We start from the raw sequence: 22,623 nt of genomic DNA on the forward strand, positions 1-22,623 counted from the left end.
TTCACGACGGTCATCAACCCACCTCCTCGGGGCTCTCCGGTGGCGACCCGCGGGTCGCCGATCCTGCTGCGCTGTCTTCGTGAGGGCGTCCGGCCGGGCCCACCGCGGGAGCGGCGCCCCGGCGCTTCCCCCGTGTTCTCGCACGGATGAACGCCTCTGCACCCACCGTACCATCCGGCGGTTTGTCCCCCGCGGGGCCCATCGACCATGATGATCACGGCCTCGCCCACGCCCCCCGGATCACCGCCTTATCGGGGCGTAAACGGGTGATGAACGGGCCCTTCCATTCATCCGATAGCCTCTGCCGACGTGCCGCGGCCCCCACCCGGGCGCCCGGCCGCAGAGTTCCGCAGGGTTCCGCAAGTCAAGGAGTGGGTTCGTCTGCCGACCGCCATCCTCACCGGTCCGCCGGTCCCCGGATCGCCGCTCGAAGGCGAACTGCGCACCCTCGGCTTCGAGGTGCGGCACGCACCCGCGCCCTGGGACGCCGGACACGTGCTCGCCGCCGTGCCCGAGGGGGACCGCGTGGCCCTGGTGGACACCCGCTTCATCGGCCACACCCACGCCCTGCGGCTGGCCCTGACCGATCCGCGGTTCGACGCCGCCGCCGTTCGCGGCGCCCTCGCCGTGCGGGGTCCGCTGCGCGACCGCCTGGCGCGGGCCGCCGCCGAGCCCGACCCCCTCGCCGACAACCTCCCCGACCGGCTCGCCGCCGTCCTGGAGGCCGACGGCGCCCCGCTGCACCGCCCCGACCTGGGCACCCTGGTCGCCGAGGTGCCCGAAGGGGTCGAGGACCGGATCGCGGCCTCCACGGCCGTGGCCGCCGTGGACGAGGAAGCGGTGCGGCTGCGCACCGCCGTGAAGTCCCGGGACGGGTTCTTCACCACCTTCTTCATCAGCCCGTACTCCCGCTACATCGCCCGCTGGTGCGCCCGCCGCGGCCTGACCCCCAACCAGGTCACCACGGCCTCCCTGATCACCGCGCTGATCGCGGCGGCCTGCGCGGCCACCGGCGACCGCGCCGGGTACGTGGCCGCGGGCGTCCTGCTGATCGTCTCCTTCGTGCTGGACTGCACCGACGGGCAGCTGGCCCGGTACGCGCTGAAGTACTCGACGATGGGCGCCTGGCTCGACGCCACCTTCGACCGCGCCAAGGAGTACTCCTTCTACGCGGGCCTCGCGCTCGGCGCGGCGCGCAACGGGGACGACGTGTGGGCCCTGGCCCTCGGCGCGATGATCCTCATGACCTGCCGGCACGTCGTGGACTTCTCCTTCAACGAGGCCAACCACGACGCCACCGGGAACAGCAGCCCCACCGCCGCGCTCTCCGACAAGCTGGACAGCGTCGGCTGGACGGTCTGGGTCCGCCGCATGATCATCCTGCCGATCGGCGAGCGCTGGGCGATGATTGCCGTCCTGACGGCCGTCACCACCCCCCGGGTGGTCTTCTGGGCCTTGATCATCGGCTGCGCCTTCGGCGCCCTCTACACCACCGCCGGCCGCGTGCTGCGCTCCCTGACCCGCAAGGCCGAGCGCACCGACCGGGCCGCCCGCGCGCTGGCCGACCTCACGGACTCCGGGCCGATCGCGGAGCTCGCGGCCCGCCCCGGCTCCGGCAAGGTCGCCGGCCGCGCCTACGGCCCCCTGTTCACCGCGCTGATCGCCTGCGTCGTGCTCGGCGGCGGCCTGGTCCAGGGCGACCCCTGGGTGGTCGTGGCCGCCGCCGCGCTGTACGCCCTGCTGTCGGGCCGGGCCGTGGCCCGCCCGCTGAAGGGCTCGCTGGACTGGCTGCTCCCCCCGCTGTTCCGGGCCGCCGAGTACGGCACCGTGCTCGTGCTCGCCGCCCGCAGCGAGGCCGACGGGGCCCTCCCGGCGGCATTCGGCCTGGTGGCGGCGGTCGCCTACCATCACTACGACACGGTGTACCGCATCCGCGGCGGCACCGGCGCGCCCCCGCACTGGCTGGTGCGGACCATCGGCGGCCACGAGGGCCGGGTCCTGGTGACCGTGGTCCTGTCCGCCGTCCTCGCGCACGAAGACTTCCCGTTCGCGCTCACGGCCCTGGCCGTGTTCGTGGCACTGGTGGTGCTCGTCGAGAGCATCCGCTTCTGGGTCTCCTCCGGAGCACCCGCCGTACACGACGAAGGAGAACCAGCATGATCGGCCTTGTACTCGCTGCCGGTGCCGGACGCCGCCTGCGTCCCTACACCGACACCCTCCCCAAGGCCCTCGTGCCCGTCGGCCCCGAGGGCCAGGAGGAGAGCCTGACGGTCCTCGACCTGACCCTGGGCAACTTCGCCGAGGTCGGTCTCACCGAGGTCGCGATCGTCGTGGGCTACCGCAAGGAGGCCGTGTACGAGCGCCAGGCCGCGCTGGAGGCCAAGTACGGCCTGAAGATCACGCTGATCGACAACGACAAGGCCGAGGAGTGGAACAACGCCTACTCCCTCTGGTGCGCCCGTGAGGTCCTGAAGCGGGGCGTCATCCTCGCCAACGGCGACACCGTGCACCCGGTCTCCGTGGAGAAGACCCTCCTCGCGGCCCGCGGCGGGGACCGGAAGATCATCCTCGCGCTGGACACGGTCAAGAACCTGGCCGACGAGGAGATGAAGGTCATCACCGCCGAGGGCGAGGGCGTCCGTCGGATCACCAAGCTGATGGACCCCGCCACCGCCACCGGCGAGTACATCGGCGTCACCCTGATCGAGCCGGAGGCCGCCGAGGCCCTGGCCGACGCCCTCAAGGCCACCTTCGAGCGCGACCCGGACCTCTACTACGAGGACGGCTACCAGAAGCTCGTCGACGACGGCTTCACCATCGACGTGGCCCCGATCGGCGACGTCCGGTGGGTGGAGATCGACAACCACGACGACCTGGCCAAGGGTCGGACGATCGCATGCCAGTACTGACGCGGCTGATCCCGTCGCCGGTCGTCGTCGACATCTCCCGCGGCGCCATGGACGACCTGGCCGGCCTCCTGGCCGACCAGCGGATCTCGGCGTCCGGGAAGCTGGCGATCGCGATCAGCGGCGGGTCCGGCCGGGCGCTGCGCTGCAAGCTGGAGCCCGTGCTCCCGCACGCCGACTGGTACCCGGTCGTCGACGGCACCATCGACTCGGCGGTCAAGCTCGCCGACGACATAAAGGGCCGTCGCTACGACGCGGTGGTCGGCCTCGGCGGCGGGAAGATCATCGACGTGGCCAAGTACGCCGCGGCGCGGGTCGGGCTGCCGATGGTGGCCGTCGCCACCAACCTCTCCCACGACGGGATCTGCTCGCCGGTCTCCATCCTGGACAACGACAACGGCCGCGGCTCCTACGGGGTGCCGACGCCGATCGCCATGGTGATCGACCTCGACGTGATCAAGGAGGCCCCGGTGCGGTTCATCCGTGCCGGGATCGGCGACGCGATCTCCAACATCTCGGCGATCGCCGACTGGGAGCTGTCCCACCGGGTGACCGGCGAGGCTGTGGACGGCCTGGCTGCCGCCATGGCGCGGACCGCGGGCGAGTCCGTGCTGCGCCACCCCGGGGGCTGCGGGGACGACGAGTTCCTCACCGTGCTCTCCGAGGCCCTGGTGCTGTCCGGCATCGCCATGTCGATCAGCGGTGACAGCCGCCCGTCCTCCGGCGCCTGCCACGAGATCAGCCACGCCTTCGACCTGCTGTACCCGGGCCGCTCCGCGCTCCACGGCGAGCAGGTCGGCATCGGCGCGGCCTTCGCCATGCACCTGCGCGGGGCCGGCGACCAGGCCGGCCTCTTCGTCGAGGTACTGCGCCGCCACGGACTGCCCGTGCTGCCCGAGGAGATCGGGTTCAGCGTGGACGAGTTCGTCCGGGCCGTGGAGTACGCCCCGCAGACCCGTCCGGGACGGTTCACCGTCCTGGAGCACCTCAACCTGTCCGCCGCCGAGATCAGGGACGCCTACTCCGACTATGCCCAGACCATCCGTAGCTGAGCTCCGCCCGGTCGTGCACCCCGCGGGGGTCAAGGACCGCCGCAGCGGGGAGCACTGGGGCGGACGCCTCTACATGCGCGAGATCTCCCTGCGCATCACCCGCGTCCTCGTCGGCACCCGGGTCACCCCCAACCAGCTGACGTACCTGATGACCCTGTGCGGGGTCCTCGCCGCCCCGGCCCTGCTGGTGCCGGGCGTGTGGGGCGCGGTGCTCGGCGTGGTGGCGGTGCAGTTGTACCTCCTCCTCGACTGCGTGGACGGCGAGGTGGCCCGCTGGAAGCAGCAGTACTCGCTGTCCGGCGTGTACCTGGACCGGGTCGGCGCCTACCTGTGCGACGCGGCGGTCCTGGTGGGCTTCGGCCTGCGCGCCGCCGACCTGTGGGGGACCGGCCGGATCGATTGGCTGTGGGCCTTCCTGGGCACCCTGGCCGCGCTGGGCGCGATCCTGATCAAGGCGGAGACGGACCTGGTCGGGGTGGCCCGGCACCAGGGCGGTCTGCCGCCGGTGAAGGAGGCGGCCGCCGAGCCGCGTTCCTCCGGGATGGCGCTGGCCCGGCGGGCCGCGTCGGCGCTGAAGTTCCACCGCCTGATCCTCGGCATCGAGGCGTCCTTCCTGATCCTGGTGCTGGCGGTCCTCGACCAGATGCGCGGGGACCTGTACTGGTCCCGCGTCGGCGTCGCGGTGCTCGCGGGCATCGCGCTGCTCCAGACCGTCCTGCACCTGGTGTCGGTGCTGGCCTCCAGCAGGCTGAAGTGAGCACGGCGATGCGGCTGGGCGCCGTCATCATCACCATGGGCAACCGTCCCGAGGAGCTCGCGGCCCTGTTGGACTCGGTGGCCCGGCAGGACGGGGAGCCGGTCGAGGTCGTCGTGGTGGGCCAGGGCGTGAAGGTGACCGGGCTGCCCGCCGGCATCCGTACGGTGGACCTCCCGGAGAACCTGGGCATCCCCGGCGGTCGCAACGCGGGCATCGCGGCCTTCGGGCCGGGCGGCCGCGAGGTGGACGCCCTGCTCTTCCTCGACGACGACGGGCTGCTGGCCCGGACGGACACGGCCGAGCTGTGTCGCCGGGCCTTCGCGGAGGACCCGGAGCTGGGCATCGTCAGCTTCCGGATCGCCGATCCGGACACCGGGGTCACCCAGCGGCGGCACGTGCCGCGGCTGCGGGCCTCGGACCCGATGCGGTCCAGCCGGGTCACCACCTTCCTCGGCGGGGCGAACGCCGTCCGCACCAAGGTGTTCGAGGAGGTCGGCGGGCTTCCCGACGAGTTCTTCTACGCCCACGAGGAGACCGACCTGGCCTGGCGCGCGCTGGACGCGGGCTGGCTGATCGACTACCGGGCCGACATGGTGCTGCACCACCCGACGACGGCTCCGTCCCGGCACGCGGTCTACCACCGCATGGTGGCCAGGAACCGGGTCTGGCTGGCCCGGCGCAACCTGCCCGCCCCGCTGGTCCCGGTCTACCTGGGCGTGTGGATGCTGCTGACCCTGCTGCGCAAGCCCTCGGGGCCCGCGCTGAAGGCGTGGTTCGGCGGTTTCCGGGAGGGCTGGGCCACCCCGTGCGGGCCCCGCAGGCCGATGCGCTGGCGCACGGTGTGGCGGCTGACCCGGCTGGGCCGACCTCCCGTCATCTGACAAGCTCCCTTCTGGGAGCATGTCCCTCGGACCCGGGGACTCCACCCGGGCCGGGGGCACCGCGCCCGATGTCCGCCCTTGCTGCGCATCTTGAAGACGAAAGTTTCAACTTGTGAGTGACACAACCCACGACGGCGCCCTCGCCACGAGCACGCCGCCGTCTCCCGACGCGGGGCTGACCCCGGCGGAGCTCGCCGCGAAGTACGGCCTGTCGGTGAGCGGTGCCCGACCCGGGCTCACCGCCTACGTCAAGGAGCTGTGGGGCCGCCGCCACTTCATCGTGGCCTTCTCCTCCGCGAAGCTGGTGGCCCAGTACAGCCAGGCCAAGCTGGGGCAGATCTGGCAGGTGGCGACCCCGCTGCTGAACGCCCTGGTGTACTTCCTGATCTTCGGGTTGATCCTGAAGGCCGGCCGCGGCATGGACCAGGACACCTACATCCCGTTCCTGGTGATGGGCATCTTCGTCTTCACCTTCACGCAGAGCTCGGTGATGGCGGGCGTGCGCGCCATCTCCGGCAACCTCGGCCTGGTGCGCGCCCTGCACTTCCCGCGGGCCTCGCTGCCGATCGCGTTCTCGCTCCAGCAGCTCCAGCAGCTGCTGTACTCGATGATCGTGGTCTTCGCGGTGGCCGTGGGCTTCGGCAACTACCCGAAGCTGTCCTGGCTGCTGGTGATCCCGGCGCTGTGCCTGCAGTTCGTCTTCAACATCGGTCTGGCCATGATCATGGCGCGGATGGGTGCGAAGACCCCGGACCTCGCCCAGCTGATGCCCTTCATCATGCGGACCTGGATGTACGCCTCCGGCGTGATGTTCTCCATCGGGGTCTACCTGAAGGACGCCCCGGTCTGGGTGGCGGACGTGCTCCAGTGGAACCCGGCCGCGATCTACATGGACCTCATCCGGTTCGCCCTGATCGACAAGTACGACTCGTCGTTCCTGCCCCCGCACGTCTGGGCCTTCGCGCTCGGCTGGGCCGTGGTCGTCGGCATCGGCGGCTTCGTGTACTTCTGGAAGGCTGAGGAGCGTTACGGCCGTGGCTGACATGCACATCCAGGCGGGCCCCGGGGGCACCGCGCCGAACGGGGCCCCGATCCCCACCGTGATCGCGGACGACGTCCACATCGTCTACCGGGTCAACGCCGGTGGCGGCGGGCGGGGCAGTGCCACCGCGGCCCTGAGCAAGATACTCCGCGGCAAGAAGAAGACCGACGAGGCGCGCGGGGTCCGCAAGGTCCACGCGGTGCGCGGGGTCTCCTTCACCGCCTACCGCGGCGAGGCCATCGGGCTGATCGGTTCCAACGGCTCCGGCAAGTCCACCCTGCTGCGCGCCATCGCCGGGCTGCTGCCCTGCGAGTCGGGCAAGGTGTACACCGACGGGCAGCCCTCGCTGCTCGGCGTGAACGCCGCCCTCATGAACGACCTCACGGGCGAGCGCAACGTGATGCTCGGCGGTCTGGCGATGGGCATGTCCCGGGAGCAGATCAAGGAGCGCTACCAGGGGATCGTGGACTTCTCGGGCATCAACGAGAAGGGCGACTTCATCTCCCTGCCGATGCGCACCTACTCCTCCGGCATGGCGGCCCGGCTGCGGTTCTCGATCGCGGCGGCCAAGGACCACGACGTTCTGATGATCGACGAGGCGCTGGCGACCGGTGACCGCCGCTTCCAGATCCGTTCCGAGGAGCGGATCCGCGAGCTGCGCAAGGAGGCCGGCACGGTCTTCCTGGTGAGCCACAGCAACAAGTCGATCCGCGACACCTGCGACCGGGTCCTCTGGCTGGAGAAGGGCGAGCTCCTGATGGACGGCCCCACCGAGGAGGTCGTCAAGGCGTACGAGAAGGAGACGAGCCGCTAGCGGCTCCTCCGGACGGCCACGGGACCCCTTCCGCTCGTCGCGGTGGGGGTCCCGTGCTGTGCGCGACATCCGGTGACCGGACGAGCACCCGGTGCGGCCCGCGTGCCTTGTACAACGTAAGCTGTAGCGGTGCCCAATCACGGCAAGTAAGGACGATTCACCCCATCTGTGAAGGCCCCTTCCGGCTACGGACGGGCGGCGTGTCCGAAATGGGATGTATTGGGTCCACGGTGTAGAACGGGAGATGTGACGGCAATGGCTACGGGTACCCACCCGGCTCCGCGGAACCGGGCCGTCCCCGCCGAGGGCGGCGGCCGGTGACCCCGGCGGACGGCCTCCGCACCGAAGACCACGCGCGCGCCACCCTCGACAAGGCCGCCGGGGAGAACTTCCCCGTCGCCCCCTTCTTCGTCCCCCGCGCATGGCGCGAAGGACTCACCGCGGTCTACGGCTACGCCCGGCTCGTCGACGACATCGGCGACGGCGACCTCGCCCCCGGCGGCCGCGACGCCGCCGACCTGGGCGTCCCGCCCGAGCACGCAGAGGACCGCCTCGCCCTCCTCGACGCCCTCGAAGCCGACCTCGGTCGGGTCTTCGACGGCGGCACCCCCGGCCACCCGCTGCTCCGCGCCCTCCGGCCGGCCGTCCGGCGGTACTCCCTCACCCCGGACCCCTTCCTGGGCCTGCTGGAGGCCAACCGCCGGGACCAGCGGGTCCGCCGCTACGCCACGTACGAGGACCTGCTCGCCTACTGCCGGCTGTCCGCCGACCCCGTGGGCCGGCTGGTGCTCGCCATCACCGGCACCGCGACCCCCGAGCGCATCCGGCACTCCGACCGGATCTGCACCGCGCTCCAGATCGCCGAACACCTCCAGGACCTCACCGAGGACCTCGCCCGGGACCGGATCTACCTGCCCGCCGAGGACATGGACCGCTTCCGGGTCACCGAGGCCGACCTCGCGGCCCCCGTCGCGAACGCCTCGGTCCGGTCCCTGGTCGCCTACGAAGCCGAACGCGCCCGGCAGCTGCTGAATGAAGGCGCCCCGCTCGTGGGTAGCGTCCACGGCAGGCTCCGGCTGCTCCTCGCCGGCTTCACCGGCGGGGGACACGCCGCCCTGGACGCGATCGCGAAGGCCGGGTTCGACGTCGCACCCGGACCGCCCAAGCCCACCAAGGCCGGCCTGCTCCGCGCAGTGGTCGCCGTCCTGCGCACCGCGCCGAGAGAGGGGTGAGCCCCACAGTGGAGGGCCAGCCGCACGCATCCGCCGCCGTACTCGCCGCCTACAGCTACTGCGAGGCCGTCACCGGCACCCAGGCGCGCAACTTCGCCTACGGCATCCGCCTGCTCCCCGCCGAGAAGCGACAGGCCATGTCGGCCCTGTACGCCTTCTCCCGGCGGGTCGACGACATCGGCGACGGGCCGCTGCCCCCCGAAGCCAAGCTCGCCCGCCTGGAGGACACCCGCGCCCTGCTCGCCCGGGTCCGCGCCGGAGACGTGGCCGAGGACGACACCGACCCGGTGGCCGTGGCCCTCGACCACGCCGCCTCCCGCTTCCCGATCCCGCTCGGCGGCCTCGACGAACTCATCGACGGCGTCCTCATGGACGTCCGCGGGGCCACCTACGAGACCTGGGAGGACCTGAAGGTCTACTGCCGGTGCGTGGCCGGCGCCATCGGCCGCCTCTCCCTCGGGGTGTTCGGCACCGTCGACACCACCGGACCCGGCGCACGCGAGGCCGCGCGCGCCTCCGAGTACGCCGACACGCTGGGACTGGCCCTCCAACTCACCAATATCCTCCGCGACGTCCGGGAAGATGCCGGGAACGGCCGCACCTACCTGCCCGCCGAGGACCTCGCCAAGTTCGGTTGCGAGCCCGCCCTGCTCGCGGCCGGACCCGCCCCCGCCGGGGCGGACTTCGCGGGGCTCGTCCACCACGAAGTACGGCGCGCCCGGAGCCTGTTCGCCGAGGGCTACCGGCTCCTCCCGATGCTCGACCGGCGCAGCGGCGCCTGCGTCGCCGCCATGGCCGGGATCTACCGCCGCCTCCTCGACCGCATCGAGCGGGAGCCCGAGGCGGTGCTGCGCGGCCGGGTCTCCCTGCCCGTCCGCGAGAAGGCGTACGTCGCCGTGCGCGGGCTCTCCGGGCTCGACGCCCGGACCGTCTCCCGCCGGACCGCCAGGAGGCGGGCCTGATGGCGCGGACCGGAACGCACCACCGCGCACGACCCCGCCGCGGAGGGGCAACCCCCCGCCCGGGGGACGCGTCTCCCACCGGGGCGGCCGCCCGGCCGCCCCGCAACCCCGCACCCCGGGAGGGCGCATGACGGCGCAGCACGCCGTGGTCGTCGGAGGCGGCCTCGCCGGCACCACCGCGGCCCTCGAACTCGCCGGGGCCGGACTGCGGGTGACCCTCCTGGAGGGCCGCCCGCGCCTCGGCGGCCTCGCCTTCTCCTTCACCCGCGGTGACCTCACCGTCGACAACGGCCAGCATGTGTACCTCCGCTGCTGCACCGCCTACCGCTGGTTCCTCGAACGGGTCGGCGGCACCGCCCTCGCCCCCCTCCAGGACCGCCTCGACGTCCCCGTCCTCGACGTCGCCCACCCCAAGGGCCCCCGCCTCGGCCGGCTGCGCCGCACCGCCCTGCCCGTCCCCCTGCACCTCGCCGGGGCCCTCGCCGGCTACCCCCACCTGTCCCTCACCGAACGGGCCGCCGTGGGCCGCGCCGCCCTCGCCCTGCGCGCCCTCGACCCCGAGGACCCCGCCCTCGACGGCATCGACTTCGCCACCTGGCTCGGCCGCCACGGCCAGTCCCCGCGCGCCGTCGCCGCCCTCTGGGACCTCGTCGGCATCGCCACCCTGAACGCCACCGCCGACCAGTGCTCCCTCGCCCTGGCCGCCATGGTCTTCAAGACCGGACTGCTCTCCGAGCCCGGCGCCGCCGACATCGGCTGGGCCCGCGTCCCCCTCGGCGACCTCCACGACACCCTCCCGCGCAAGGCCCTCGACGCCGCCCGCGTCCGCACCGAGACCCGCGCCCGCGTCACCGGCCTCACCCGCACGGCCGCCGGCGGCTGGCAGGTCGCCGCCGACACCCCCGCCGGCCCCGAACTCCTCGACGCCGACGCCGTCGTCCTCGCCGTACCCCAGCGCGAGGCCCACGGCCTGCTGCCGGCCGGCGCCCTCGACGACCCCGACGCCCTCCTCGACATCGGCACCGCGCCCATCCTCAACGTCCACGTGGTCTACGACCGCAAGGTCCTCAAGCGGCCCTTCTTCGCCGCCCTCGGCTCGCCCGTGCAGTGGGTCTTCGACCGCACCGACACCTCCGGACTCACCGACGGCCAGTACCTGGCCCTGTCCCAGTCCGCCGCGCAGACCGACATCGACGAACCCGTCGCCGTCCTGCGCGCCAAGTACCTGCCCGAACTCGAACGGCTGCTGCCCGCCGCCCGCGGAGCCAAGGTCCGCGACTTCTTCGTCACCCGGGAGCGCACGGCGACCTTCGCCCCCACCCCCGGCGTCGGCAGGCTCCGCCCCGCGGCACGCACCCGCACCCCCGGCCTCTACCTGGCCGGAGCATGGACCGCCACCGGCTGGCCCGCGACCATGGAGGGCGCCGTCCGCAGCGGCCGCACCGCCGCGCGCGCCGCCCTCACCGGCCTCGGCCGTCCCCGAGAAACCCGGCCCTCCGGCCCCACCGGAGGCACCCCCCAGGAGGCGGCATGACGATCAGCACGACCGGCACGACGGTACGTACAGGAACCAGAGGAGAGCCAGTGAACCCGGGCAACCCGGCTGTCGACAACGCGGACCGTACGGCGGGCACCGCCCCCGCCGCAGGGCCCGCGGGCGGCACCGCGCAGGCGGACACGCTCGCCCTGCTGGAGCGCGGCCGCGCCCTGTCCACCCCCGTGCTCCGCGCGGCCGTGGACCGGCTCGCCCCGCCCATGGACACCGTCGCCGCCTACCACTTCGGCTGGATCGACGCCCAGGGCAACCCCTCCGACGGCGACGGCGGCAAGGCCGTCCGCCCCGCGCTCGCCCTGCTCTCCGCCGAAGCCGCCGGCGCCCCCGCCGAAGCCGGCGTCCCCGGAGCCGTGGCCGTGGAACTGGTCCACAACTTCTCCCTGCTCCACGACGACCTCATGGACGGCGACGAGCAGCGCCGCCACCGCGACACCGTCTGGAAGGTCCACGGACCCGCCCAGGCCATCCTCGTCGGCGACGCCCTCTTCGCCCTCGCCAACGAACTCCTCCTGGAGCTGGGCACCGTCGAAGCGGGCCGCGCCACCCGCCGCCTGACCACCGCCACCCGCAAGCTCATCGACGGCCAGGCCCAGGACATCTCCTACGAGCACCGCGAGCGCGTCAGCGTCGAGGAATGCCTCGAAATGGAGGGCAACAAGACCGGCGCCCTGCTCGCCTGCGCCGTCTCCATCGGAGCCGTCCTCGGCGGCGCCGACGACCGCACCGCCGACAAGCTGGAGGAGTACGGCTACCACCTCGGCCTCGCCTTCCAGGCCGTCGACGACCTCCTCGGCATCTGGGGCGACCCCGAGTCCACCGGCAAGCAGACCTGGAGCGACCTGCGCCAGCGCAAGAAGTCCCTGCCCGTGGTCGCCGCCCTCGCCGCCGGCGGCCCGGCCTCCGAACGCCTCGGCACCCTCCTCGCCGCCGACGCCAAGAGCGCCGACTTCGACACCTTCTCCGAGGAGGAGTTCGCCGCCCGCGCCGCCCTCATCGAGGAAGCGGGCGGCCGCGAGTGGACCGCGGAGGAGGCCCGGCGTCAACACGCCATCGCCATCCGGGCACTCGACGAGGTGGACATGCCCGCACGGATCCGGGATCAGCTCGTGGCGCTCGCGGACTTTGTGGTCGTGCGCAAGCGATGATCGCCTCCTGGAGATGAACCGCGCGTCACCGGTCGGTGCCCACGGCCCCTGAGCCCACGGCACCGGCCGACGCCGGACCCCAGCACAGCAGAGGACACTGCGGGAAGGGGAAGGCATGACAGCGACGACCGACGGAAGCAACGGGGCCGCGCCCGGCGCCGACCGGCCCGACCGCGCACTGCAGCGGGCCGCGGAGGAAGCCGTGGCCCGCGCCACCCGGAACCTCCTGGCCCGCCAGGACGCCGCCGGCTGGTGGAAGGGCGACCTGGAGACCAACGTCACCATGGACGCCGAGGACCTGCTGCTCCGCCAGTTCCTCGGCATCTCCGACGACACCGTCACCGCGGCCTCCGCCCGCTTCATCCGCGGCGAACAGCGCCCCGACGGCACCTGGGCCACCTTCCACGGCGGTCCGCCCGAGCTCTCCGCCACCATCGAGGCGTACGTGGCGCTCCGGCTCGCCGGGGACGCCCCGGACGCCCCCCACATGAGCCGCGCCTCCGCCTGGATCCGCGCCCACGGCGGCCTCGCCGCCGCCCGCGTCTTCACCCGCATCTGGCTGGCCCTCTTCGGCTGGTGGCGCTGGGAGGACCTGCCCGAGGTCCCGCCCGAGCTGGTCTTCCTCCCGCGCTGGGTCCCGCTCAACATCTACGACTTCGGCTGCTGGGCCCGTCAGACCATCGTCCCGCTGACCGTGGTCTCCGCCCTCCGCCCGGTGCGCCCCGCCCCCTTCGCCCTCGACGAACTGCACACCGACGCCCGCGACCCCCGCCCCGCCCGGCCGCAACCCCCCGCCCTCAGCTGGGACGGCGTCTTCCACCGGCTGGACCGGGCCCTGCGCGTCTACCACCGGTTCGCGCCCCGCGCGGTGCGCCGGTCGGCCATGGACCGGGCCGCCCGGTGGATCATCGAACGCCAGGAACACGACGGCTGCTGGGGCGGCATCCAACCGCCCGCCGTCTACTCCCTGATCGCCCTCCACCTCCTCGGCTACGAGCTCGACCACCCCGTGATGCGCGCCGGACTCGCCTCCCTGGACCGCTTCGCCGTCTGGCGCGAGGACGGCGCCCGCATGATCGAGGCCTGCCAGTCCCCGGTCTGGGACACCTGCCTCGCCGCCATCGCCCTCGCCGACGCGGGCCTCCCGCCCGACCACCCCGCCCTGGTCAAAGCCGGGGACTGGATGATCGGCGAGGAGATCGGCCGCACCGGCGACTGGGCCGTGCGGCGGCCCGGACTCGCCCCCGGAGGCTGGGCCTTCGAGTTCCACAACGACAACTACCCCGACATCGACGACACCGCGGAGGTCATCCTCGCCCTCCGCCGCATCCACCACCCCGACCGGGCCCGCGCCGAGGCCGCGATCGACCGCGGAGTGTCCTGGACCCTCGGCATGCAGTCCCGCAACGGCGCCTGGGGCGCCTTCGACGCCGACAACACCAGCACCCTCCCCAACCGACTCCCCTTCTGCGACTTCGGCGAGGTCATCGACCCGCCCTCCGCCGACGTCACCGCCCACGTGGTCGAGATGCTCGCCGCCGAGGGCCGCGCCCAGGACCCCCGCACCCGCCGCGGAGTCGACTGGCTCCTCGCCGAACAGGAGACCAGCGGAGCCTGGTTCGGCCGCTGGGGCACCAACTACGTCTACGGCACCGGCTCCGTGGTGCCCGCCCTCACCGCCGCCGGCCTCGCACCCGGACACCCCGCCATCCGCAAGGCCGTGGCCTGGCTGGAGTCCGTACAGAACGAGGACGGCGGCTGGGGCGAGGACCAACGCTCCTACCAGGACCCCGGCACCTGGGCGGGCCGCGGCGAGTCCACCGCCTCCCAGACCGCCTGGGCCCTCCTCGCCCTCCTCGCCGCCGGCGAACGCGGCGGCGCCGCCGTCAGCCGGGGCATCCGCCACCTCACCACCACCCAGCGCCCCGACGGCAGCTGGGACGAACCCCACTTCACCGGCACCGGCTTCCCCTGGGACTTCTCCATCAACTACCACCTGTACCGGCAGGTCTTCCCGCTCACCGCCCTCGGCCGCTACCGGTACGGAGAAGCCCCGGCCGTCCCCGGCCGCACCCCCGCACCGGACCCGGCCGCCACCCGCTCCGCCCCCGCACCGGAGGCCCCGGCATGACCGCCCCCGGCCCCCTCCTCATCGCCTGCGCCCTCGGCATCGAGGCGCTCGCCCTGCGCACCGGAACCCGCGCCGGGGCACCCGGTGACCACACCCTGCTGCGCACCGGCATGGGACCGGCCGCCGCGGAACGCGCCCTCACCGAGGCCCTGACCCGCCCCGGCCTGGACGGCGCCGCCGTCCTCGCCACCGGCTTCTGCGCCGGACTGCTCCCCGGGATGCGCCCCGGCGACCTGGTCGTCGCCGAGGAGACCCGCGACCCCCGGGGCAGCGTGCCCGGCACCGAGCTGCCCTCCCTCGTCCGGGCCCTGTCCCGGACCCTGCCCGGCCGCACCGTCCACACCGGCCCGCTCATCGGCTCCGACCACGTGGTCCGCGGCCCGGAGCGGGCGCGGCTGCGGGCCGGCGGGGCCGTGGCCGTGGACATGGAGTCGGCCGCCACGCTGTGGACGGCCACCCGGGGTCACCCCGGGCGCCCGGTGGCGGCCGTCCGGGTGATCGTGGACGCCCCGGGGCACGAGCTCGTCCGCATCGGCACGCTACGCGGTGGAATATCGGCCTTCCGCGTCCTTCGTGCCGTCCTGCCTGCATTCTTCGACTGGCACCGTTCTTTGCTGCTTCCCAGGAGGTGAGCCAGATGGCCATGCCACTGCGACAGTCCATCAGGGTCGGGACCTATCTCTTCGAACAGAAGCTCCGCAAGCGGGAGAAGTTCCCGCTCATCGTGGAGCTGGAACCGCTCTTCGCCTGCAACCTCAAGTGCGAGGGCTGCGGGAAGATCCAGCACCCGGCGGGCGTCCTCAAACAGCGCATGCCGGTGGCCCAGGCCGTCGGCGCGGTGCTGGAGTCCGGCGCGCCGATGGTGTCCATCGCGGGCGGCGAACCCCTCATGCACCCGCAGATCCACGAGATCGTCCGCCAGCTCGTGGAGCGCCGCAAGTACGTCTTCCTGTGCACCAACGCCCTGCTGCTCCGCAAGAAGATCGAGAACTTCACCCCCTCGCCCTACTTCGCCTTCGCCGTGCACATCGACGGGCTGCGCGAGCGCCACGACGAGTCCGTGGCCAAGGAGGGCGTCTTCGACGAGGCCGTCGAGGCCATCAAGGAGGCCCAGCGCCGCGGCTTCCGCGTCACCACCAACTCCACCTTCTTCAACACCGACACCCCGCAGACCGTCATCGAGGTCCTCAACTACCTCAACGACGAGCTCAAGGTGGACGAGATGATGATCTCGCCCGCCTACGCCTACGAAAAGGCGCCGGACCAGGAGCACTTCCTGGGGGTCGAGCAGACCCGCGAGCTGTTCAAGAAGGCCTTCGCGGGCGGCAACCGCCGCCGCTGGCGGCTCAACCACTCCCCGCTCTTCCTGGACTTCCTGGAGGGCAAGGCGGATTTCCCCTGCACCGCCTGGGCCATCCCGAACTACTCCCTCTTCGGCTGGCAGCGCCCCTGCTACCTGATGAGCGACGGGTACGTGCCCACCTACCGCGAACTCGTCGAGGACACCGACTGGGAGCGCTACGGTCGCGGCAAGGACCCCCGCTGCGCCAACTGCATGGCGCACTGCGGGTACGAACCCACCGCCGTCCTCGCCACCATGGGTTCCCTCCGGGAATCCATCCGCGCGGCCCGGGAAACCGTTTCGGGAAACCGGGACTGACCGCCCGTCCGAGGCACCCGCGGAATTCCCGCACCCCGGGAAACGGCGATCATGGCCGTTTCCCGGGGTGCGGGGCCGCGTGCCGGGAATTCCCGTGATCACAGCACGGGCCGCGGCCCGTGCGGAAGGGGTGAGGAAATGGCAGGGCAGGAACAGGAAGAGGAACCGGCGGGAATTTCCCCGACCGGGAGCTGCGGACCGGACGGGACGCCTCCGAGCGGGGAATTCGACCTCGGGCGGCTGCTCGCGGAGCGCGGCGGTGAGCGGTACGAACTGCACGCCCGTCACCTGAACCACCAGCTGCCCCGGATGCTGCACACCATCGGCTTCGACAAGGTGTACGTACGGGCCGAGGGCGCGCACTTCTGGGACGAGGACGGCAACGACTACCTCGACATGCTCGCCGGGTTCGGGGTGATGGGGCTGGGCCGGCACCACCCGGTGGTGCGGCGGGCCCTGCACGACGTGCTGGACGCGCAGCTGGCCGACCTGACCCGCTTCGACTGCCCGCCGCTGCCCGGACTGCTCGCCGAGCGGCTGTTGGAACACAGCCCGCACCTGGACCGGGTGTTCTTCGGGAACAGCGGCACCGAGGCGGTGGAGACCGCCCTGAAGTTCGCCCGCCGCGCCACCGGCCGGGGCCGGGTCCTGTACTGCGCGCACGCCTTCCACGGGCTGACCACCGGCTCCCTCTCGGTCAACGGGGAGGGGGGCTTCCGGGACGGTTTCGGGCCGCTGCTGCCGGACACGGCGATCCCCTTGGGGGACCTCGCGGCCCTGGAGCGGGAGCTGCGCCGCGGGGACGTGGCCGCCCTGATCGTGGAGCCGGTGCAGGGCAAGGGGGTGCACGAGGCGCCGCCCGGCTATCTGCGGGCCGCCCAGGAGCTGCTGCACGCCCACGGGGCGCTGCTGATCGCGGACGAGGTGCAGACCGGGCTGGGGCGGACCGGGGACTTCTACGCCTACCAGCACGAGGAGGGGGTGGAGCCGGACCTGGTGTGCGTGGCGAAGGCGCTCTCCGGTGGCTACGTGCCGGTGGGGGCGACCCTCGGCAAGGACTGGATCTTCAAGAAGGTGTACTCCTCGATGGACCGGGTGCTGGTGCACTCGGCCAGCTTCGGATCCAACGCGCAGGCGATGGCGGCGGGACTCGCGGTGCTGTCGGTGATGGAGCGGGAGGGCACGGTGGCGCGTGCCCGGCGCCTGGGTGACCTGCTCCGCGGGCGACTGGCCGCGCTGGTGGACGAGTACGAGCTGCTGCACGCGGTGCGGGGGCGCGGGCTGATGATCGGGATCGAGTTCGGCCGGCCGGTGTCCCTGGGGCTGCGCAGCCGGTGGACGATGCTCCAGGCGGCCCGCAAGGGGTTGTTCGCCCAGATGGTGGTGGCCCCGCTGCTCCAGCGGCACCGGATCCTGACGCAGGTCTCGGGGGACCACCTCGAAGTCATCAAGTTGATCCCGCCGCTGGTGCTGGACGAGGCGGACGTGGACCGGTTCGTGGGGGCCTTCCGGGCGGTGATGGACGAGGCGCACGGGGGTGGTGGGCTGATCTGGGAGTTCGGTCGGACGCTGGTCAAGCAGGCGGTGGCGCAGCGCTGACGGGTGGGGTCCGGCGGGGCGGGCGGGTGCCGGGCGGATCCGCCCGTCCCGGCCCGCCCGCCTTCGTCGATCAGGGTTCCAGCAGGCGGTCGCGCAGCCCGTCCAGGGTGTCCGGGGTGAGACCGAGGCCCTCGTGGAGGTATCCCTCGGTGCCGCCCCAGGTCTCGTCGATGAGGGCGAAGGCGGCCTCCAGGTAGGAGGCGCGGGCCTCGAAGAGGGGGCTGAGGAGGGCGGTGACCTCGGGGGAGCGCGATTCGGGGGCGCTGCCGGGGACGGTCCGGTAGCGGCGGTGCGGGGCGTTGGACTCCAGGTAGTCGGCCGTGACGGCCCGCCGGTCCACGCCGAGCGCGAGCAGGGTGACGGCGATCGAGAGCCCGGCGCGGTCCTTCCCGGCGGCGCAGTGCATGAGGACGGGGACGGTGCCGGTCGCGAGGGCGTGCAGCACGCGGCTGTGTTCGGCCGTCCGCTCCCGGACCATCTTCCGGTACGAAGCGGACATACGGTCCGCCCCTCGCCCCTCTCCGAGCAGCTCGCGGAGCCGGTCGAGTTCCCCTTCGCGGATGAGGCGCCAGAACTCCCCGCCGTCGGCGGGGTCGGAGAGGGGGATGTTGACGTTCCGTACGCCGGGCAGGGTGACGTCGGGGCCCTCGATGGCGTGGTCGGCGGCGTTGCGGAAGTCGAAGACGGTGTGGAGTCCGAGCGAGTTCAGATAGTCGGTGTCCGTTTCGGTGGCATGCGCCAGATGTCCGCTTCGGTAGAGATGTCCGTGGCGGACGCGTCGGCCGTCCGCGGCCGGAAGGCCGCCCACGTCGCGGAAGTTGCGGATCCCGGTGAGGGTGGGCTCCGCGGCGGGGGTCTGCGGTAGGGGCTGGGTCACGTGGGCTCCTCGCGGTCCGGTGGGATGTCCGAATTGCGCTACTTGGCGTCAAGTTGCCGCTGTGCCGGGGTAGATGCGCCCGGGGCTGGTGAGCCAGATCATACGGTGACCGTGAGTGTCGGCGGGCGTTCTTCGAATTCCCTTGTGGAGGCGCCTGTTACACGGTCGCAATAGACGGAGTGTGACGGGAATTCCATTGATCATTTTCCGTCCGCATTCCCTTGGGGAATTCCTGGCTTGTTCCGTCCGGCCGCACTCGATTACGGTCACGGCCGAGCCGGGTGGAACGCCGAATCCTGCCGCCGCCCGGAAACCGCATCCGTCCAACACGTGCGGCAGGAGCGGGGGAACCAGGTAACGCGCCCGCCGGATCCGTCCGGCGGGCTTGGGGTGAAGCCGTGCGTCCGCGCACGGCCGGACAGCTCCAGTCCGAACCCGACAGCTCACCTCGCAGGCGCCGGAGAGGAATCCGCCATGCCCGGAAAGGGCAAGCACCGCCGCCCCAAGTCCAGCCCGATCGGCCGCGGTTTCGTCGCGGCCGGCACCGGCGGCGCCGCGCTCGCGCTGCCGCTCCTCGGTGCCGCGACCGCCCACGCCGCCCCGGCCCAGGCCACCGCCGTGGCCCCGAAGGCCGTGGACCGGCTCCCCGGGCAGGCCGCCTCCCAGGCCGCTCCGGCCGCCGCGAAGAAGGCCCCGCAGGTCTACACCGTCGTCTCCGGCGACTGCCTCTCCGCCATCGCCGCGAGCGAGGGCGTCAAGGGCGGCTGGGAGCAGCTGTACGCGGACAACCGCGCCGCCGTCGGCTCCGACCCGGCCCTCATCCACCCGGGCCTGAAGCTCACCCTCGGCGGGAGGTCCGCGGCAGGCGCCGGCGAGGCCGCCGCCCCGCGCGCCGCCGCCCCGGCCCCCGAGCGGAAGAGCGCCGAGCGCGGCGTCTCCTCCGAGGACGGCACCGGCGGCGAGCGCGCCGCCCGTTCCGCGGAGCGGACCGCCACCGCACCGCGCGAGTCCGCCCCGGAGCAGGAGTCCGCCCCCGAGGAGAACACCTCCGGCGAGCAGCAGGGCTCCGGCTTCACCGCCCCCGTCGACGCCCAGGTCACCACCCAGTACCGCCAGGGCGGCAGCATGTGGTCCAGCGGCTACCACACCGGTGTGGACTTCGCGGTCGGCTCCGGCACCACCGTGAAGGCGGTCGGCGCGGGCACCGTGGTCTCGGCCGGCTGGGCCGGGGCCTACGGCAACGAGGTCATCGTCCGGCACGCCGACGGCCGCTACTCCCAGTACGCGCACCTCAGCTCCCTGAGCGTGTCCTCCGGGCAGAGCGTCTCCGCCGGCACCGCCCTGGGCCTGTCCGGCTCCACCGGCAACTCCAGCGGACCGCACCTGCACTTCGAGATCCGCACCGGCCCCTCCTACGGGCAGGACGTGGACCCGCTGGCCTACCTGCGCGGTCACGGGGTGAGCATCTGACGGTCATCGCCGTCAGGGGCCCGGGGGCCGGAATCCGAGGGGGATTCCGGCCCCCGGGCCGTTTTCCTCCCTGTCCGGATGCCTCCATACCGTGTTATTCCCGGCGAAACGGTCATGGCCTGAACTGACCCGGTGGTACAGATCACGCCACGTCAACCCCTGCCTACGGTCGCGTAGGTCACATCCCGCCGTGAATGATGTGCTGTCGTGGCAGGCGAATCGATACCCCTCATTCACGGCGCTCACGGCAGCGCCCTCGCGACCCTGGCCGAACCCTTCGGCTCGTACGTCGCCCTCGGTGACAGCTTCACCGAAGGCGTGGGCGACCCGGGCCCCGGCGACTCCTTCGTGGGCTGGGCCGACCGGCTCGCCGTGCTCCTCGCCGACCGGCGCGAGGAGCACGACTTCCGGTACGCCAACCTCGCGGTGCGCGGCCGGCTCCTCGACCAGATCGTGGCCGAGCAGGTGCCCCGGGCCAAGGAGCTCGCCCCCGACCTGGTGACCTTCTGCGCCGGCGGGAACGACATCATCCGCCCCGGCACCGACCCCGACGACGTGGCCGCCCGCTTCGAGGAGGCCGTCGCCGACCTCACCGGCGCCGTCCCCACCGTCATGATCACCACCGGGTTCGACACCCGCGGGGTCCCCGTCCTGCGGCACCTCCGCGGCAAGGTCGCCACCTACTCCGCGCACGTCCGGGCCATCGCCGACCGCTACGGCTGCCCCGTCCTCGACCTGTGGTCCCTGCGCACCGTCCAGGACCGCCGCGCCTGGGACGGCGACCGGCTCCACCTCTCCCCGGAGGGCCACACCCGCGTCGCCCTGCGCGCCGCCCAGGTCCTCGGCCTGGAGGTGCCCGCCGACCCGGACCAGCCCTGGCCGCCGCAGCAGCCCCGCGGCTCCGCCGAGGTCACCCGCGACAACATCCACTGGGCCCGGGAACACCTGGTCCCCTGGATCGGCCGCCGCCTCCGCGGCGAGTCCTCCGGCGACCACGTCGAACCCAAGCGCCCCGACCTGCTGCCGCTGTAACGACCCGAACACGGCCGCCGCCACCCCGGTACACCCGGGCGCGGGTGCGGGCCGTCGGCCCCGGAGGGACCCCGGTCCCCTCCGCCACCGGCCGCCCGCACCCGCGCCCGGGAACACGGCGGGTCCTGCCGCCGGAATCCTTCGGGTCGGGGGAGCGTTGGACAGGGAGGGGCAGCGGGCGGACCTCTCCGCGCGCCCGCCCCGCCGTACCGACCCGCTCCACCGCCCCAGGAGGCGCTTTGCCCGGCTCCCGATCCCTCCGCTCCGGACTCCGCTCGCTGCGCACCCCCGCCTTCGGCGCGGACCCCGCCGGCGCACGGATGGAGCGGATCCGCCGCTCGCCCCAGTTCGCCGACGGGATCTTCCAGAACCCGGTCGCCGCCCAGCGGCGCCCCTCCGGCTCCATGGCGGAGTTCGCGAAGATCTACTTCCGCAAGGACGAGCGGGTCCGTCGCGCCCCGGCCGCCGCGATCCCGGTCCACCCGACCACCCTGAAGGACCTGTCCGTCCCGCCCGCGAGCGGACTGCGCCTCACCTGGATGGGCCACTCCAGCGTCCTCGCCGAGATCGACGGCCACCGGGTCCTCTTCGACCCTGTCTGGGGGCAGCGCTGCTCCCCCTTCCCCTTCGCCGGACCCAAGCGGCTGCACCCCGCCCCGGTCCCCCTGGCCTCCCTCGGGCCGGTGGACGTGATCGTGATCTCCCACGACCACTACGACCACCTGGACATGCCCACGATCAAGGCGCTCGCGGACGGCGACACCGTCTTCGCCGTGCCGCTCGGCGTCGGCGCCCACCTGGAGCACTGGGGCGTCTCCCCGGACCGGCTCCACGAGCTGGACTGGAACGAGACCGCCCGCGTCGGCGGGCTCTCCCTCACCGCCACCCCCGCCCGTCACTTCTGCGGCCGCGGCCTGCGCAACCAGCAGCACACTCTGTGGGCCTCCTGGGCCGTGGCCGGGGAGCGGCACCGGATCTACCACAGCGGCGACACCGGCTACTTCCCCGGCTTCAAGGACGTCGGCGCCGAGCACGGCCCCTTCGACGCCACCATGATCCAGATCGGCGCCTACAGCGAGTACTGGCCCGACATCCACATGACCCCCGCCGAGGGCATGCGCGCCCACCTCGACCTCCAGGGCGGCACCCCCCACGGGATCTTCCTCCCGATCCACTGGGGCACCTTCAACCTCGCCCCCCACCCCTGGGCGGAACCGGCCGAATGGTCCCTGGACGCGGCCGGTGACGCCGACCAGCCCGTGGCCCTGCCACTCCCCGGAGCCCCCTTCGAACCGGCCGGACCCCTCCCGACGGACCCCTGGTGGCGCCCCTTCTCCCACCCGCTCGACCGCACCTGGCGCGAGTCCCCCCGCCCCGCCCCGGCCCCCGCCGCCACGCGCGCGGAAGCCCCGGACCTGGCCGCCGAACGCTGACCGGCGGCGGAGCGAGGGTCCGCGTGCGCCGATCTCCGCGGGCGCCGATCTCCGCGTGACCGTCCGACCGGGGGC

General features: G+C 73.0%; 19 protein-coding genes and 1 riboswitch. Of the genes, 18 read left to right on the forward strand and 1 reads right to left on the reverse strand.

Annotated elements, in window-relative coordinates:
- Positions 1 to 381: 381 nt before the first annotated feature.
- The 15 genes from ABTZ17_RS01915 (at position 382) to ABTZ17_RS01845 (ending at position 17,736) form a co-directional block, all read left to right on the forward strand.
- Positions 382 to 2,160, forward strand: coding sequence for a DUF5941 domain-containing protein (locus ABTZ17_RS01915; RefSeq protein WP_352193586.1), 1,779 nt, complete (start codon positions 382 to 384; stop codon positions 2,158 to 2,160).
- Positions 2,157 to 2,909 carry a phosphocholine cytidylyltransferase family protein gene (locus tag ABTZ17_RS01910; RefSeq protein ID WP_352193550.1) on the forward strand — a complete coding sequence of 251 codons (753 nt, stop codon included), beginning with the start codon at positions 2,157 to 2,159 and terminating at the stop codon, positions 2,907 to 2,909. The genes ABTZ17_RS01915 and ABTZ17_RS01910 overlap by 4 nt, the downstream gene beginning before the upstream one ends.
- A complete protein-coding gene (locus tag ABTZ17_RS01905) occupies positions 2,897 to 3,958 on the forward strand; it encodes an iron-containing alcohol dehydrogenase family protein (RefSeq protein ID WP_352193549.1) in 1,062 nt (353 codons plus the stop codon). The genes ABTZ17_RS01910 and ABTZ17_RS01905 overlap by 13 nt, the downstream gene beginning before the upstream one ends.
- The gene (locus ABTZ17_RS01900) at positions 3,936 to 4,715 is read left to right on the forward strand and encodes a CDP-alcohol phosphatidyltransferase family protein (RefSeq protein ID WP_352193548.1); all 780 of its coding nucleotides are present in this window, start codon (positions 3,936 to 3,938) and stop codon (positions 4,713 to 4,715) included. The genes ABTZ17_RS01905 and ABTZ17_RS01900 overlap by 23 nt, the downstream gene beginning before the upstream one ends.
- An 8-nt stretch (positions 4,716 to 4,723) precedes the next feature.
- Positions 4,724 to 5,596 (forward strand): glycosyltransferase family 2 protein, encoded by an 873-nt coding sequence (locus ABTZ17_RS01895; protein ID WP_352193585.1) that lies wholly within the window; start codon positions 4,724 to 4,726, stop codon positions 5,594 to 5,596.
- Positions 5,597 to 5,708: 112 nt separating this feature from the next.
- Complete coding sequence (locus tag ABTZ17_RS01890) at positions 5,709 to 6,638, forward strand: ABC transporter permease (protein WP_352193547.1); 930 nt, start codon at positions 5,709 to 5,711, stop codon at positions 6,636 to 6,638.
- 1 nt (position 6,639) lies between these two features.
- Positions 6,640 to 7,452 carry an ABC transporter ATP-binding protein gene (locus tag ABTZ17_RS01885; protein WP_352193584.1) on the forward strand — a complete coding sequence of 271 codons (813 nt, stop codon included), beginning with the start codon at positions 6,640 to 6,642 and terminating at the stop codon, positions 7,450 to 7,452.
- A 317-nt stretch (positions 7,453 to 7,769) separates the two neighbouring features.
- A complete protein-coding gene (gene hpnC / locus ABTZ17_RS01880; RefSeq protein ID WP_352193546.1) occupies positions 7,770 to 8,684 on the forward strand; it encodes a squalene synthase HpnC in 915 nt (304 codons plus the stop codon).
- The gene (gene hpnD, locus ABTZ17_RS01875) at positions 8,681 to 9,646 is read left to right on the forward strand and encodes a presqualene diphosphate synthase HpnD (protein WP_352193545.1); all 966 of its coding nucleotides are present in this window, start codon (positions 8,681 to 8,683) and stop codon (positions 9,644 to 9,646) included. The genes hpnC and hpnD overlap by 4 nt, the downstream gene beginning before the upstream one ends.
- A 127-nt stretch (positions 9,647 to 9,773) precedes the next feature.
- Positions 9,774 to 11,180 carry a hydroxysqualene dehydroxylase HpnE gene (gene hpnE / locus ABTZ17_RS01870; RefSeq protein WP_352193544.1) on the forward strand — a complete coding sequence of 469 codons (1,407 nt, stop codon included), beginning with the start codon at positions 9,774 to 9,776 and terminating at the stop codon, positions 11,178 to 11,180.
- Positions 11,177 to 12,346 carry a polyprenyl synthetase family protein gene (locus ABTZ17_RS01865; protein WP_502994575.1) on the forward strand — a complete coding sequence of 390 codons (1,170 nt, stop codon included), beginning with the start codon at positions 11,177 to 11,179 and terminating at the stop codon, positions 12,344 to 12,346. Before hpnE ends, ABTZ17_RS01865 begins: the two co-directional genes overlap by 4 nt.
- 115 nt (positions 12,347 to 12,461) lie before the next feature.
- Positions 12,462 to 14,477 carry a squalene--hopene cyclase gene (shc, locus tag ABTZ17_RS01860; protein WP_352193543.1) on the forward strand — a complete coding sequence of 672 codons (2,016 nt, stop codon included), beginning with the start codon at positions 12,462 to 12,464 and terminating at the stop codon, positions 14,475 to 14,477.
- Complete coding sequence (locus tag ABTZ17_RS01855) at positions 14,474 to 15,109, forward strand: 5'-methylthioadenosine/S-adenosylhomocysteine nucleosidase family protein (RefSeq protein ID WP_352193542.1); 636 nt, start codon at positions 14,474 to 14,476, stop codon at positions 15,107 to 15,109. Before shc ends, ABTZ17_RS01855 begins: the two co-directional genes overlap by 4 nt.
- A 5-nt stretch (positions 15,110 to 15,114) precedes the next feature.
- A complete protein-coding gene (hpnH, locus tag ABTZ17_RS01850; RefSeq protein WP_352193541.1) occupies positions 15,115 to 16,137 on the forward strand; it encodes an adenosyl-hopene transferase HpnH in 1,023 nt (340 codons plus the stop codon).
- Positions 16,138 to 16,275: 138 nt separating this feature from the next.
- Positions 16,276 to 17,736, forward strand: a complete 1,461-nt coding sequence (locus tag ABTZ17_RS01845) for an aspartate aminotransferase family protein (protein WP_352193540.1) — start codon at positions 16,276 to 16,278, stop codon at positions 17,734 to 17,736.
- 70 nt (positions 17,737 to 17,806) lie between these two features.
- Here ABTZ17_RS01845 and ABTZ17_RS01840 read toward each other — a convergent pair whose 3' ends face one another.
- Positions 17,807 to 18,613, reverse strand: a complete 807-nt coding sequence (locus ABTZ17_RS01840) for a tyrosine-protein phosphatase (RefSeq protein ID WP_352193539.1) — start codon at positions 18,611 to 18,613, stop codon at positions 17,807 to 17,809.
- A 310-nt stretch (positions 18,614 to 18,923) separates the two neighbouring features.
- Positions 18,924 to 19,083: riboswitch (cyclic di-AMP (ydaO/yuaA leader) on the forward strand.
- 4 nt (positions 19,084 to 19,087) lie between these two features.
- Here ABTZ17_RS01840 and ABTZ17_RS01835 point away from each other — a divergent pair.
- The 3 genes from ABTZ17_RS01835 to ABTZ17_RS01825 all read left to right on the forward strand — a co-directional run bounded on the left by ABTZ17_RS01835 (position 19,088) and on the right by ABTZ17_RS01825 (position 22,548).
- Positions 19,088 to 20,083, forward strand: a complete 996-nt coding sequence (locus tag ABTZ17_RS01835; RefSeq protein ID WP_352193538.1) for a LysM peptidoglycan-binding domain-containing M23 family metallopeptidase — start codon at positions 19,088 to 19,090, stop codon at positions 20,081 to 20,083.
- Positions 20,084 to 20,347: 264 nt separating this feature from the next.
- Positions 20,348 to 21,115 (forward strand): SGNH/GDSL hydrolase family protein, encoded by a 768-nt coding sequence (locus ABTZ17_RS01830; RefSeq protein ID WP_352193582.1) that lies wholly within the window; start codon positions 20,348 to 20,350, stop codon positions 21,113 to 21,115.
- Positions 21,116 to 21,354: 239 nt separating this feature from the next.
- Positions 21,355 to 22,548, forward strand: a complete 1,194-nt coding sequence (locus tag ABTZ17_RS01825) for an MBL fold metallo-hydrolase (protein WP_352193537.1) — start codon at positions 21,355 to 21,357, stop codon at positions 22,546 to 22,548.
- The last annotated feature ends 75 nt before the right edge of the window (positions 22,549 to 22,623 follow it).

Source organism: Streptomyces sp. NPDC097619 (assembly GCF_040302735.1).
In the GTDB taxonomy this organism is placed as follows: domain Bacteria; phylum Actinomycetota; class Actinomycetes; order Streptomycetales; family Streptomycetaceae; genus Streptomyces.